The 14,240-nt window shown below is 50.5% G+C and carries 12 protein-coding genes and 1 pseudogene; 4 read left to right on the top strand and 9 right to left on the bottom strand.

The window, feature by feature from the left end; genetic code table 11:
* Positions 1–415: 415 nt before the first annotated feature.
* The 4 genes and pseudogenes from HMPREF2952_RS10670 to HMPREF2952_RS10655 all read right to left on the bottom strand — a co-directional run bounded on the left by HMPREF2952_RS10670 (position 416) and on the right by HMPREF2952_RS10655 (position 4,058).
* Positions 416–2,206, bottom strand: coding sequence for an assimilatory sulfite reductase (NADPH) flavoprotein subunit (locus tag HMPREF2952_RS10670; RefSeq protein ID WP_049344187.1), 1,791 nt, complete (start codon positions 2,204–2,206; stop codon positions 416–418).
* 190 nt (positions 2,207–2,396) lie between these two features.
* Entirely contained in the window at positions 2,397–2,720 is a 324-nt protein-coding gene (locus HMPREF2952_RS10665; RefSeq protein WP_004520006.1) for a DMT family transporter, read from the bottom strand.
* Positions 2,721–2,747: 27 nt separating this feature from the next.
* Positions 2,748–3,617, bottom strand: coding sequence for an ABC transporter six-transmembrane domain-containing protein (locus tag HMPREF2952_RS10660; protein WP_070588398.1), 870 nt, complete (start codon positions 3,615–3,617; stop codon positions 2,748–2,750).
* A 15-nt stretch (positions 3,618–3,632) separates the two neighbouring features.
* Positions 3,633–4,058, bottom strand: a pseudogene (locus HMPREF2952_RS10655) (MarR family winged helix-turn-helix transcriptional regulator).
* Positions 4,059–4,240: 182 nt separating this feature from the next.
* Between HMPREF2952_RS10655 and yddG the strand changes: the two are divergent.
* Positions 4,241–5,155, top strand: coding sequence for an aromatic amino acid DMT transporter YddG (gene yddG / locus HMPREF2952_RS10650; RefSeq protein ID WP_039862220.1), 915 nt, complete (start codon positions 4,241–4,243; stop codon positions 5,153–5,155).
* 129 nt (positions 5,156–5,284) lie between these two features.
* Entirely contained in the window at positions 5,285–6,595 is a 1,311-nt protein-coding gene (locus HMPREF2952_RS10645) for a sulfate adenylyltransferase subunit 1 (protein WP_049336816.1), read from the top strand.
* 70 nt (positions 6,596–6,665) lie between these two features.
* On the opposite strand, the gene glyA is transcribed toward HMPREF2952_RS10645, so the two are convergent.
* Together glyA and HMPREF2952_RS10635 are read right to left on the bottom strand one after the other, a co-directional pair.
* Positions 6,666–7,916 (bottom strand): serine hydroxymethyltransferase, encoded by a 1,251-nt coding sequence (gene glyA / locus HMPREF2952_RS10640; protein ID WP_004520001.1) that lies wholly within the window; start codon positions 7,914–7,916, stop codon positions 6,666–6,668.
* A 133-nt stretch (positions 7,917–8,049) separates the two neighbouring features.
* On the bottom strand, positions 8,050–8,424 hold the full coding sequence (locus tag HMPREF2952_RS10635; protein ID WP_039862199.1) for a hypothetical protein: 375 nt from the start codon (positions 8,422–8,424) through the stop codon (positions 8,050–8,052).
* A 221-nt stretch (positions 8,425–8,645) separates the two neighbouring features.
* Here HMPREF2952_RS10635 and HMPREF2952_RS10630 point away from each other — a divergent pair, with 221 nt between their 5' ends.
* Together HMPREF2952_RS10630 and HMPREF2952_RS10625 are read left to right on the top strand one after the other, a co-directional pair.
* Entirely contained in the window at positions 8,646–8,864 is a 219-nt protein-coding gene (locus HMPREF2952_RS10630; protein ID WP_003746288.1) for an HP1242/YdcH family protein, read from the top strand.
* Positions 8,865–9,096: 232 nt separating this feature from the next.
* Positions 9,097–11,442, top strand: a complete 2,346-nt coding sequence (locus tag HMPREF2952_RS10625) for a FepA family TonB-dependent siderophore receptor (RefSeq protein ID WP_049336815.1) — start codon at positions 9,097–9,099, stop codon at positions 11,440–11,442.
* A 177-nt stretch (positions 11,443–11,619) separates the two neighbouring features.
* Here the strand turns inward: HMPREF2952_RS10625 and HMPREF2952_RS10620 are convergent, their stop codons facing one another.
* The 3 genes from HMPREF2952_RS10620 to HMPREF2952_RS10610 form a co-directional block, all read right to left on the bottom strand.
* Positions 11,620–12,282, bottom strand: coding sequence for an NAD(P)H-dependent oxidoreductase (locus HMPREF2952_RS10620; protein ID WP_070588404.1), 663 nt, complete (start codon positions 12,280–12,282; stop codon positions 11,620–11,622).
* 245 nt (positions 12,283–12,527) lie between these two features.
* Positions 12,528–13,925: an aspartate ammonia-lyase gene (aspA, locus tag HMPREF2952_RS10615; RefSeq protein WP_049336813.1), complete on the bottom strand. Its 1,398-nt coding sequence runs from the start codon at positions 13,923–13,925 to the stop codon at positions 12,528–12,530.
* Positions 13,926–14,014: 89 nt separating this feature from the next.
* Entirely contained in the window at positions 14,015–14,215 is a 201-nt protein-coding gene (locus HMPREF2952_RS10610) for a hypothetical protein (protein WP_004519993.1), read from the bottom strand.
* Positions 14,216–14,240 lie beyond the last annotated feature (25 nt).

The following is a 14,240-nucleotide window of genomic DNA, read 5'->3' as shown; positions in this document are numbered from 1 at the left end:
TTAAGCGGCCATGGTGGGTATAAAAAAAGCCGCTCAAATGAGGCGGCTCTAATTTGCGTATTTTCAATTTGGTCTGTTTTAGACAAGCGCAAAAAAGTACCGCACGTTTGTGTGGTACCAATAGAAGAAAGTAGCAGAGCGTTGCGCGGTTTGCATGATGAAAATACGTCTTTAATGTATAAAAGAATGGAACGTAGTTTAAAACAAGAATGCCAGTAATTTCAATATCCAATCGACAAAACCCACCAATAAATCTACAAGTTGTTGTAATCCTTCCAATTTATTTTCTTTCGAGTGAGTCAAATTTGCACAATTATAATGCAAAACCGGGTGAATTGATAACAATCCGAGCAGGCTCTTTAAAAAGGCCGTCTGAAAACTGAATTTCAGACGGCCTTTATTTTTGTTTATCCAATCAATAAATGTCGCGTTGGTAGCGTTTGTCTTCGCGCAGGTCGTTGAGGTAGTCTTCGGCTTCGTCACGGCTGAGTTTGCCTTGGGTTTCGATGACTTCGATCAGGGCGTTTTCGACATCGCGTGCCATGCGTGTAGCGTCGCCGCAGACGTAGATGTGTGCGCCTTGTTGCAGCCAGTTCCAAACTTCGGCGGCGCGTTCGGTGATTTTGTGTTGGACATAGACTTTGTGTTCGCCTTGTCGGCTCCATGCGAGGTCGGCGCGGGTGAGGAGGCCGTCTTTGCGCCAATCGCTCCATTCGAGTTGGTAGAGGAAGTCGTCGGCTAGGCGTTGGTTGCCGAAGAAGAGCCAGTTTTTGCCGCTGTCGCCATTGGCGGCGCGTTGTTGCATGAAGGAGCGGAAGGGGGCAACACCTGTGCCTGCGCCGATCATGATGATGGGTGTATCGCCCTTTTGGGGCAGGCAGAAGTTGGGGTTGGGTTCGACAAAGACACGGATTTCGCTGCCTTCTTCGAGGCGTTCGCCCAAGTAGCCGGAAGCTGCACCGGTGTAGGTGTGGTCGTGGTGGTCGAAACGGACGACGCCGATGGTGAGGTGGACTTCTTCGCCGACTTCATCTTGTGCGGAGGCGATGGAGTAAAGGCGAGGGGTTTGTGGACGGAAGAGGCTGTATAGGGTTTGTGCGTCCAGTGGGTGCGGATAGGCGGCAAGTACGCCTACGGGCGGTGTGGCGGCGAGGTAGGCATCCAGTTGGGCTTTATCTGCAACTATGGTTTTGAGTTCCTCGTTGTTTGTTAATTCGGCGTATTGTTGGACGAATGCCGGTGTGTTTTGGGTGATGTCTGCGGATTCGGTCAGGGCGGTGCGGATGTCGGTTTCGCGGCCGTCTGAAAGTTGGACGGTTTCGTTGCCGTTCAGTTGGTTGAGGTCGAGGATTTCTTGAACGAGGTCGGCGGAATTAAGCGGCCATACGCCGAGCGCGTCGCCTGCCTGATAATACAAACCTGAGCCGCTGAGATCGATTTCGATGTGTTCGACGTCTTTTTCCGCGTCGCGCGAGGTGATTTTTTGGCGCACGGATAGGGTGGCTATGTAGGGGTTTTCTTTGGTGTAGATGGCATCGTTGCTTGGTGTGGCTGAGCTGTTTGGTGCAGCGGTTGTACTTGGACTTGTTGCTTGGGCGGTTAACTCAGCCACTTTGGGTACGACGGCGGCAATCCATGCGTCGGCATCGGCCTGGAATTCTAAGTCGCAAATGCCCAAGTCGTTCAGACGGCCTGCACCCAGTTCGGCAAATTTGGCATCAAAGTCTTTGCCTGCTTGGCAGAAGTTGGGATAGGAGGAATCGCCAAGGCCCAAGACGGCAAAGGTGAGTTTGCTGAGATCAGGTTTCTTTTTGCCGTAGATGAATTTGTACAAGGGTAGGGCTTCTTCGGGCGGTTCGCCTTCGCCTTGGGTGGAGGTAACCAAAAGGACGATGTCTTCGTCGGGCAGGGTTTTGCTTTTGAAATCGCCTGCGCTGCTGAGGCGGGCTTCTACGCCGGCGGCTTGAAGTTTGGCGTGTAGGGATTCGGCAACGCTGCGGGCATTGCCGGTTTGGGAGGCGGAGAGGACTAACACGCGGCGGCTGACTGCCGAAGCGGCCGTTTGCAGGGCAGATGGTTCGGCTACTATACCGGATACGCCTTGGCTTTGCGCCCAGCAATAGCCGGAGAGCCAGGCAAGTTGGGTGGGGGATAGTGTGGAGAGTTGGACGGAGAGTTCGGGGGGAAGCGGATTGGCTTGGCTCATTTGGATTCCTTTATTGGACGGCTATAACCGATTGTTTGAATAATGGACAGTCGCCACTTTAAACAGGCCGTCTGAAAAAAGGAAAGAATGCTTGGTTTTAATTTAAGATGATTTCGTTATATTCGGGAAGGTATTAGGCCGTCTGAGCATACCTGTTCAGACGGCCTTGGATTGGATAGAAACGAGATTTTCAGTTTCCGCTGGAGAGTTTCATCACTACGACGCCGGAGATGATGAGAAATGCGCCAAGCCAGCGGCCGAAGTTGGCAGCATCGTTGAAAAATACAACGCCTACCAAAAAAGCCCCTGCCGCGCCTATGCCTGTCCAGACGGCGTAGGCTGTACCCATCGGAATACTTTTTTGGGCAAGGTAAAGGAAGTATCCGCTGCCGACGATGCAGGCAAGCGCGGCGGCAAAGCCATGCCAGCGGTAGCCTTCCTGTTGTGCCAGCTTCAAGCCCAATGGCCAGCCGATTTCCAGCATACCGGCTAAGATTAAATAAAACCAACTCATAATATGTCCTGATAGTGTGTTAAGGTTTCAGACGGCCTTAGAAAGATTGTTTTCTTCCGAGAGTTCAACGCGTTGTCCGATATCTTTTAGATTGGAGTATTGTTCGACCAAGCGCGGTACATCGTCCAAGCTCATTGCAAACATCCATAAATAAGTGCTGACGGAATAGATATGGCCGGCGCTTCCGTAGCCTTTAAGCGTCATGTGTATAAAGGCGAAGCCGAACAATACGCTCATCGCCATGCCGATACTGAGATAGCCTAAGGCTTCGCGGTTGGAAATCAGCACGCGTAGTTTGGCAAACCAGCCATAGTGGCGGTAGAGCTGATGCTCGTTGCCGTCGCGGATAAGGTGGTTGTCGCGTTCAAACCGATTGTTTAAATGGAAATATAGGTTTTCGCTGATGGCGGCAAAACGCGGCAGCAACCATAAAAACAGGGCAAGTATCGCGACAGCCAATACGCCCACCCAAAATTCCAATATCAGCAACATCATACATGCACCGAAGATGGAGACCAGCGAAGTAGCAGCGATGGGCAGGTGTTCTTCAAAAAAACTGACAAACTCGCGCGATAGGGCAACGCGTGCGGTAATGGCGGAATGCGGTACTTCTCGCTTGCGCTGTTCCAAAACGACCGGGACGGCTATTTCAGTATAGATTTTGGTAAATGTACGCGTATCGGCTATCCTTCGGGCGGCGCCGATTATCCACATTAATAAGACCACCACACCATACAACATTGCCTGCCAGACGTTGCCTTCCATAACGGCATTAATCGCCCAGCCTCCAAACACGGGATATACCAGCAAGAGCAGATTATCCAAGCCGACGAGAGAGAAGGTTGTGATGAGTTTGCGGCGGTGTGTTTGACCGATGTGTTTCAACATTTTCCACATGGTTGCCCTCCTTCCTTATTTAGTATTGAGGGTTTGCGCCATTAATTCGGCCAACGCGTCCAAATCGGCAAACAGTCGGGCTGCACGTTTTTCACCGAAGGCGGTAAAAATTCGTTTGCTGAATTCCTGCATGTTTTGCACCAATGGTGCGGCGGATTCTTTGCCTTGCTCGGTCAGCGACAATAAGCGTTCGCGTTTGTCTTGTTCGCTTTCGTGAAATGTCAGCAAGCCTTGTTCCGCCAGCGTTTTGCATGTGCCGGAAACGGTTTGCTTGGGCAGGCTCCATTCTTCGCCTATGTGTTTTTGAGTGCGGCTGCCTTCGGTGGCCAAGGTGTAGAGAACGGCGAAGGTATTGTAGTTGGTGTTTTGCTATTTAATCCATTGGTCAAATGCGCTGTCTATGTGGCTGATACGCATGCCGAGTTGGTCGAGCTGATTCATAAATTGGTCTCAATATTGACTAATTGGATGCGGATTATAGTCATGTTTAGGACTAATTGCAAATGGAGGGCCGTCTGAAACAATCATTTTCAGACGGCCTTGAAACCGTTAAAATAATTAATGTAGAAACGATATATTCAAACTACGATAAACCTAATAAAACCATCTTCAGCACATACGCCATGATTCATTTCTTATCTCAAAACATCTCCTCTAAACAAGCCACTGCCATCGGGCTGCTTGCCGTTGCTTTGTGGAGCTTTGTCATTTCTCTGATACGCTCTTTGAGCCTGCATATGGGGGCAGTGGGCGGAGCGGCAATGATGTACACCCTGTCCACCGTATTGATTTGGCTGATTTTCGGCCGGCCGCATTTACGCAATTACAACCGCAGCTATCTGTTTTGGGCGAGTGTGTTTTTTGTCGGCTGCGAACTGTGTTTGTCGCTCTCGGTCGGTTTTGCGCAAAACGCGAGACAGGCGGTGGAAATCGGCATGGTCAATTATTTGTGGCCGACGTTTACCATCGTCGGAGCGGTATATTTCAACAAACAGCCGTCAAAATGGTGGATAGTCATCGGCTTTGTGCTGTCGTTTTTAGGGATTGCCACTGTATTGGGCGGCGATGTCGGCTTGTCAATTTCCGGCATCTACCACAATGTCCGCACCAATCCCGGCGGCTACATCATGGCATTTGCGGATGCGGTGTTTTGGGCGGCATATTGTACGCTGACGGCGCGCGTGAAAGCGGAAGGCAGCAGCGTCGGCTTTTTCTTTGCGCTGGTGTCGATATTGTTGTGGATAGAGTATTTTCTCAGCGGCGCGGATACGTTGAGTTTTGATTCCGTATCGCTCGGCTATGCCGTTGCCGCCGCGTCTTGTATGGGCTTGGGCTATGCAGTGTGGAATATCGGTATTTCGCGCGGCAACCTGACCGTATTGGCAGGCGCATCTTATTTCATTCCGGTATTGTCTGCGGTAGTGTCATCATTTTTGATTAGCGCGCCTTTGTCCATGACATTTTGGCAGGGTGCGGGAATGGTGTGCTTAGGGTCGATTGTATGTTGGTTGGCGACCCGGAGAAAACGGATGGTGTGAGGTAATATCCCATAGTTTTGCGATATAACGAAAACAGCTTTTTTAACAACCAAACATTCTTTCCCATTTTCAGACGGCCTGTTTAAAGTAGCAGTCAGTTTGAGAAATCACGAGAAATGGGAAAGAATCATGACCGTAGCTTCCGCTCCGCTTTTACGCTTCATTACCGCTGGCAGTGTCGATGACGGCAAATCCACCCTCATCGGCCGCCTGCTCTACGACAGCAAAACCTTACTGACCGACCAGATTGACAAGCTCAACCGTGCCACTGAAAACGGCGAAACGCCTGATTTTGCCAGTTTGACAGACGGCCTTGCCGCCGAGCGCGAACAAGGCATTACCATTGACGTGGCCTATCGTTATTTCGCCACGCCCAAACGCAAATTCATTATTGCCGACACGCCGGGACACGAGCAATACACCCGCAACATGGTAACGGGTGCATCGACCGCCGATGCCGCCATCGTCCTGATAGACGCAACGCGCGTCGATTTTTCCGGCAGCGAACCCGTCCTTCTGCCGCAAACCAAACGCCACAGCGCGATTCTGAAACTCTTGGGCTGCCCCAACGTCATCGTCGCCGTCAACAAACTCGACCTGCTCGACTTCGACGAAACCAAATATCAGGCCATTACCGCAGCCTACCGCAAACTGGCTGAACAAATCGGTCTCCAAGCCCAAATCCACTTCCTGCCCATCAGCGCGTTAAAAGGCGACAACATCGTCAACGCCAGCAGCCAAACCCCGTGGTATCAAGGTTTGCCGCTTTTACCCCTGCTCGAAAGCCTGCCCGTCAACCGCCAAAACGCCGCCGACCAAGCCACCCACTTCCCCGTACAGCGCGTCGCACGGCAAGACGGCAGCAGCAGCGACGACTTCCGCGGCTATCAAGGCAGGCTGGAAGCAGGTCGTCTGAAAACCGGAGACGAAATCAAAGTCCTGCCTAGCGGACACACCGCCAAAATCGCCGAAATCTACAATCCAAACGGCAAAACCGAATCTGCCGAGGCAGGGGAAGTGTTGACTGTCGTTTTGGATACCGATATCGATATTTCACGCGGCAACAGTATTGTTTCAGCCGACAGCGCCATTGTTCCCGAACAACAATTTCAAGCCGCGCTTTGCTGGTTTGACGATATTCCGCTCAATCTGCGCCGCAAATATTTGCTGAAGCACACTACCCAAACCACGCCCGTAAAAATCAGCGAAATTGCCTATGTTTGGGACGTGAACACCCTCAGCCGCGTCGAATCCGCCGAAACGCTCAAGCTCAACGACATCGGCAGCGTCAGCCTCAAAACCCAGCAGCCGCTTTCTGCTGCCGCATACGAAGACAACCATGCACAAGGCGCGTTTATTTTGATTGACGAAGCCACCAACCATACTGTCGCAGCAGGCATGATACGCAAAGTCAGTGAAACAAACAGTTTTGAAATTTAAAAGAAAGTTGCAATAAAAAAAGGCCGTCTGAAGTTTCAGACGGCCTGTTATTTTATCCAAGGCGAAATGCTTATGCGCCGTAAACCGGATATTTATTGCACAAAGCAGTCACTTGTTCGCGGACTTTGGCGAGGTTGGCTTCGTCTTCAGGGTTGGCCAATACGTCGGCAACCAAGTTTGCCAATACGCGCGCGTCGGCTTCGTTAAAGCCGCGTGTGGTCATGGCGGCGGAGCCGATGCGGATGCCGGAGGTAACGAATGGTTTTTCCGGATCGTTCGGGATGGCGTTTTTGTTGACGGTGATATGAGCTTTGCCCAAAGCGGCTTCGGCGGCTTTGCCGGTGATTTTCATCGGTTGCAGGTCAACGAGGAAAACGTGGCTTTCAGTACGGCCGGAAACGATGCGCAAACCGCGTTTAACCAACTCTTCCGCCATAGCGGCAGCATTGATTTTCACTTGTTTTGCGTATTGTTTGAACTCAGGTTGCAACGCTTCTTTAAACGCCACGGCTTTGGCAGCGATAACGTGCATCAACGGACCACCTTGCAGGCTTGGGAAGATAGAAGAGTTCAGCGCTTTTTCGTGGGTATTGTCACGGCACAAAATCACACCGCCGCGAGGGCCGCGCAGGGTTTTGTGGGTGGTGGTGGTTACGAAGTCGCAGAATGGTACGGGGTTAGGATATTCGCCGCCGGCAATCAGGCCGGCATAGTGCGCCATGTCGACAAAGAGGTATGCGCCGACTTTATCGGCGATTTCGCGGAATTTTGCCCAATCGATTTGTAGCGCATAGGCAGATGCGCCGGCCACAATCATTTTAGGTTTGTGTTCAAGCGCCAAGCGTTCTACTTCGGCATAATCGAGAACTTCGTTTTCATCCAAACCATAAGTAATGGCGTTGTAGAGTTTGCCGGAGATGTTAACGCTTGCGCCATGGGTCAAGTGGCCGCCGTGTGCCAGAGACATGCCCAAAATGGTGTCGCCCGGTTTCAAAACTGAAGCATATACGGCTTGGTTGGCTTGCGAGCCGGAGTGCGGTTGGACATTGACATATTCTGCGCCAAACAACTCTTTAGCGCGGTCAATCGCCAATTGTTCGACAATATCAACGTATTCGCAGCCACCGTAGTAGCGTTTGCCAGGATAGCCTTCGGCGTATTTGTTGGTCAATTGCGAACCTTGGGCTTCCATAACGGCACAGCTGACGTAGTTTTCAGAGGCGATTAGCTCGACGTGGTCTTGCTGGCGCTTGTCTTCTTGGGCGATGGCTGCTGCCAAATCGGGGTCATATTGTGCGAGGGTAACGCTTTTTGAAAACATGTTCTCGATTCCTTTGTGATGGGCTGAAAATATGGGATGGAGTGCTGCGGATTGGTTCAAGATGAACTATTTTTCTTGCATTGTCAACAATTGTGTCGGGTGTTTGGTTTCAGACGGCCTGAGATTGAAGGGTTTATTTGAAAATATCATCTTGTTTTAAATGAAAATCCATTTTTTCCAGAAGTGCGACCAAATCGGATTCGGCTTGGGCGGCTTTAAGATTTTTTGCCAGTTCTACCAAGGCTACTGCATTTAATCGTTCTTTCTCCAACCGTAGAGCTTCTTCGCTGAAGATTTTGATATTGTCTGCCGATTCGGCGGCATCTATTTTTTCAAATGGATAAAATGATTCTTCGTGCACGGCCAAACCGTCAGGCAAGGGGGCAGCATGGTTGAAATCGGCATCATTGACCGGCATCCATGAAGGATGGTTTTCAAGCAGGATAAATTGTCCGTCCATGCCGTTGATATGACGGAATAGGGTGGTTCGGCCATTGTGTAAACGCATAAGCCCGATTGTATGCCCAAGTCGGCAAACCGTCTAGAAACCTGTTTCTTTCCATTGGGACGATGGCTAATGGTGATATTATTAATTTTGACATAAAACAGTTTCGGCTTAAAAAAGACTGGATAAAACGCCCGTGTTTGTTATAATGAAGCTAAAGATTAATTCGTCCTAGTTTTTGGCAGCAGTACTTTTTTATTTAATTAACAAGAGAGGAAAACAAAATGTTTCCAGAATATCGCGATCTGATTTCTAAACTGAAACAAGAGGATGCACACTTTGCCCGTTTGTTTGAGGAGCACAACGAGCTGGACGATAAAATTACCGGTTTGGTGAATAACGTGGTAACCAGCGGCGCCGAAGAAATCGAGGAGCTGAAAAAAGCCAAACTCAAACTCAAAGACGAATTGTATGCCCTTTTGCAAAAAGCAGCAGGCAAATAATTAAAATTTGAATAAGGCCGTCTGAACGGTATGATGGAAATCTCAGATTCCCTTTCATGCCGGTTTAGACGGCCTTTTTAATTATTAGGCATTTGGTTATTTTTATTGGCTTAATTTAACGAATAATTGTAAATCACTCTTAATTGCATTGAAAACTCTGTTAAGTTTATTTAAAATCTCGAATAATTTTTATTTTGATTTTTAACAAACAAAGTTAAAGAGAAACGATGCAATGAAAACATTCACACTCGCCATTTTGCCTTTGGCGTTAATTAGTGCATTCTCACACGCAGCTGAAGAGAAAGCAGTTGAGCAGGCTGAAGTCGATACCGTTTACGTTACTGCCGAGAAGCAGTTGCAGCAATCGCTCGGCGTATCGCGTATTTCGAAAGACGACATTGACAAGCGTCCGGCCGTCAACGATATTTCCGAATTTGTCCGCACCATGCCGGGCGTCAACCTGACCGGCAATACAGCGACGGGTCAGCGTGGCAACAAACGCCAAATCGACTTGCGCGGTATGGGCCCTGAAAACACATTGATTCTGATTGACGGCAAGCCTGTGAACTCGCGCCAATCCGAGCGTATCAGTATGCGCGGCGAACGCAATACGCGCGGCGACAGCAACTGGGTGCCGGTTGAAGAAATTGAATCCATCACCGTTTTGCGCGGTCCGGCGGCAACGCGTTATGGCTCGGGTGCGATGGGCGGCGTGGTCAACATTGTCACCAAAAAAGTACCGAAAGAATTCAAAGGATCAGTGAACTATTACACTAACCAGCCGCAAGACAGCAAGGAAGGGGCAACCAACCGTGTCGGCTTCAACCTTGGCGGGCCGATTATCCAAGACGTATTGGGCTTCCGTATCTACGGCAATTTCAACAAAACCGATGCCGATTCCACAGACATTAACCGCGATTCTATCACCACTGTTACTACGAAAAACGGCCCGATACGGGAACGCGGACGTGTCGTTGTGCCTGCCGGACAAACCCGCACTGTTACCAACACCACCTATGGAGCGGCAGGGGTGGAAGGTGTGAAGAATAAAGACATAGCCGGCCGCCTACAATGGAAAATCAGTCCGTCACAAACCCTGATTTTAGACAGCAGCTACAGCCGTCAGGGCAATATCTACAACGGCGATTCGCAAAATTCCAATGCTGCCAATACACGGACCGTCATTACAGATACTGCCACAGGCGTGGTGATTTCCGACACCGATTCGACCCTGCGCGAAATTTACCGGAGCGGCATTAAGGAAACCGCTCGCCTCTACCGTTCCTCCTACGCCCTGACCCATGACGGCGCGTGGGACTGGGGCGACACCAAAAACGTATTGAGCTACGAACGCACCACCAACAGCCACCTGCCCGAAGGTTTGGCAGGCGGGCCTGAGGGCAGCTATGTCGGCACGGAATACGTCCAAAGCCGTCTGAAAAACCTGCGTTTCAGCAGCGAGGCCAACATACCGTTCAAACTCGGCGTAGAAAACGTACTGACCGTCGGTGCGGAATTTACCGACAGCAAACTGGACGATCCCTCATCCAACCGCCAAGGCTTTACCGACCAAGGCCAAACATCGACCTTCCCGGGCGTTTCCGCCATACGTGGCGGCAAAACATCGCAGCAGAACAAGGCAATCTATGTCGAAGACAATATTTCGCTGACCCCGTCCACCAAACTGATACCGTCCCTGCGCTACGACCACAACAGCAAAAGCGGCGGCAACTGGAGTCCCGCGCTCAACTTCTCCCAGCAGATCGGCGCAAACTGGCTGGTCAAAGGCGGCATCGCGCGCGCCTACAAAGCCCCCAACCTGTACCAAAGCAACCCCGAATTCATCCTGTACACGCGCGGTAACGGCTGCCCCGTGGAATTGGGCAGCGACCCACACTGCTACTTTATGGGCAATGCCAACCTAAAACCCGAAACCAGCGTCAATAAGGAAATCGGCATCGAATTCGAAAAAAACGGCTGGCAGGCCTCGGCAACCTACTTCCACAATGCCTACCGCAACAAAATCATCACCGGCACGGAAATCATAGCCCGCAGCAGCACCAGCTCAGGCATCCTCTACCAATGGGACAACTCACCGAGGGCGACTGTTTCCGGCCTGGAGGGCAACCTCGTCATCCCCCTGCACAACACGCTGAAATGGAGCAACAACTTCACCTACATGCAGAAATCGGAAGACTACAAAGGCAACCCCCTGTCGCTGATTCCGAAGTTCACTATCAACAGCACGCTGGCCTGGACGCCGAACGAACGCTTTGACGCCAACCTGACCTTCACCCAATACGGCCGCACCAAACCGCGTTCGGTCGCCATCAACAACATCGAACAAAGCGGCAGCGGCGGCAGCGGAGAAACCCTGGCTTCAGCCCGCAACCAAACCGTTTTGGGCGGATACAGCATCTGGGGCATCAACGCCGGTTACAACTGGAACAAACGCGTGGCCGTGCGCGGCGGCATCAGCAATCTGTTCGACAAAAAACTGTACCGCACCGGCAACGGCGCGCAGACCTACAACGAGCATGGCCGTGCCTTCTACGGCAGTTTGAAAGTATCGTTTTAAGTAGAAGCGTATTAAATCAGGCCGTCTGAAACGGTGTGAAATGAAATCTAGGATTTCTGACACATGGTTTCAGACGGCCTTCTGATTTTAAATTTAGAAGTATTTGTTGTTACGGAATTTGCTTCTCTTTTTGGAAAAGTAAAAGGGCGGTTTTGCCGCCCTGAGAATACAAACTACTTATTCGACCCAAGTCACCATTTCATCAATCGGCTTGCGTGATTTTTTAGTGATTTCTTTGGCGCGATAGCCGAATGTTGCCGCTACGGATACGCCCCATTCGTTGGCATCAAACAGGCCTTCTGCTGCCAATACTTCGTTCATTTTGTCGTAGTTGAAGCCTTCGATTGGGCAGGAATCGATGCCGATGGCCGCTGCACCTGTAAGCATATTGGCCAAAGCAATATAGGTCTGCTTGCCGCTCCAGTCAAAGAGTGCGCGTTGGTCGTCGGCAATTTTAATGTCGGTTTCTTGGAAGCTTTTGTATCTTGCCAATGCTTTTTCCAGTTGCTCTCCTTGCAGGCCCCTGCGTTCGGCAACACTGCGGAAGAACGGGGTATCGTAACGGGCATTTTTCTTGGCAAGGATAATCACCAGATGGCTGCAGTCATCCAGTTGCGATTGCATCCCCCAGCTGAAAGGCTTGATTTTCTCACACAGGGCTTTGTTTTGAATCACCAAGAATTTCCATGGCTCGGAGCCGACGGAGCTTGGGGAGAGGCGGGCAAATTCTAGAATCGCTGCAAAATCTTCTTGGCTGATTTTTTTGTTGGGATCGTAATAACGGGTGGAGCAGCGATTTTCGAATACTTGCAGCATTTGTTCGCGTGTAATTTGATTCATCTGGTTTTCCTAATAAATGAAGATGTTATTCCAATATCCGGTTCCTTTTGAGGCATCATTACCGGCATAACCTTAAGGAGGAAACAGGCTGGGGCAACACCATGTTAAATCAAACCTGACGGTCAGGCTATCTTTTAATTCTGAATTTCGCAAAAAAAATTCGATAAATATCAATATCAATACGAAAAGGCCGTCTGAAACTTTAAACGTTAAAGTTTCAGACGGCCTTTGATTTCAAATCCTAATTACAGATGAGGATTAATCAGGTTTTCTGGAGAGAGGATGCGGTTGAGCTCTTCTTCGCTCAACAGGCCGCGCTCCAGTACGACTTCGCGCACGCCTTTGCCGGTTTGGGCGCAGATTTTTCCGACCAAGTCGCCATTGCGGTGGCCGATGTATGGGTTCAGATAAGTGACCAAACCGATGGAGTTGAAGACGTAGTGTTCGCAGATTTCGCGGTTGACCGTAATGCCTTTGACGCATTTGTCGGACAGGTTGACCGCGGCATTGCCCAAGAGGGAAATAGTTTCAAACATACATTGGGCGATGACCGGCTCCATAACGTTCAGCTGCAACTGACCTGCTTCGGCTGCGAAAGTGATGGTGGTGTCGTTGCCGATGACTTTGAAGCAGACTTGGTTGACGACTTCGGGAATCACGGGATTGACTTTGGCAGGCATAATGGAAGAACCGGCCTGCAATTCAGGCAGGTTGATTTCTTTCAAACCAGCGCGCGGACCGGAAGAGAGCAGGCGCAAGTCGTTACAGATTTTAGACAGTTTGACGGCTGTGCGTTTCAATGCGCCGTGTACCATCACATATGCGCCGCAGTCGGAGGTCGCTTCGATCAGGTTTTCAGTCAGTTTGCAAGGCAGGCCGCTGACTTCGGAGAGTTTCTCAACAACCAAAGCCGCATAGCCTTTAGGCGTATTCACGCCGGTACCGATGGCTGTGGCGCCGAGGTTGACTTCAAGCAGTAGGGAGCGGGTACGGTCGAGGTTGAGGATTTCTTCTTCCAACAACACTTGGAAAGATTGAAACTCTTGTCCGGCAGTCATCGGCACGGCATCTTGAAGCTGGGTGCGGCCCATTTTCAAAACATCTTTAAACTCTTCGGCTTTTGCGGCAAAAGAGTTTTTCAAGATGGCCAGTTTGTCGAGCAATTCGCCGATGCTGTAATACACGGCAAGGCGGAAGCCGGTAGGGTAGGCGTCGTTGGTGGATTGGCTGGCGTTAACATGGTCCATCGGATTGACGATGTCGTAGTGGCCTTTTTCGTGACCCAAGACTTCTAATGCGAGGTTGGCAATGACTTCGTTGGTATTCATGTTGACCGAAGTACCGGCGCCGCCTTGATAAACGTCGGACGGGAATTGGTCGAGGCAGCGGCCTTTGACCAATACTTCATCGCAGGCTTTTTCGATGGCGGCCGCGATTTCCGGCTTGATGGCACCCAATGCGCCGTTGGCTTGCGCGGTGGCTTTTTTAACCATGACCATGCTGCGGACAAATTGCGGTACGTCGGAAATTTTTTGCGTGGAAATTTTAAAGTTTTCAATGGCGCGCAAAGTATGGATGCCCCAATATACTTCAGCAGGGATCTCGCGGTCGCCCAATAAATCGTGTTCGATTCGTACAGTCATTTCTCTTACCTTCTCGTATAGTTGTGTTGGTGTGCGTTATGCGTTTGGAACATTAGCCCAGTTTGGCAAGATTGTCCAGTCGGTAAGGCTTAATCGTCAGGGTGAAGGCGCGCTGCTTCGCGTTCCTTGGCAACCGTATCTTTGTCTTTCAGCTTCGCACCCAGGCCCAACATTTTTTCATATTCGGATTGTGGCGTTCCGTCATCCTGCATACCGAACGCGCTGGCGTTGACCCAGAGGGCGAGCAGGGAAACGATAATGGCGAAAAAGCTGACGATATACCAAAACATTTTTTTCTTCCTTGTGTGTCTGCGT

Source organism: Neisseria sp. HMSC068C12 (assembly GCF_001814095.1).
Taxonomy (GTDB): domain Bacteria; phylum Pseudomonadota; class Gammaproteobacteria; order Burkholderiales; family Neisseriaceae; genus Neisseria; species Neisseria perflava.
Note: the sequence above shows the minus strand (reverse complement) of the source record. Positions and strands in the feature narration are given on the sequence as shown.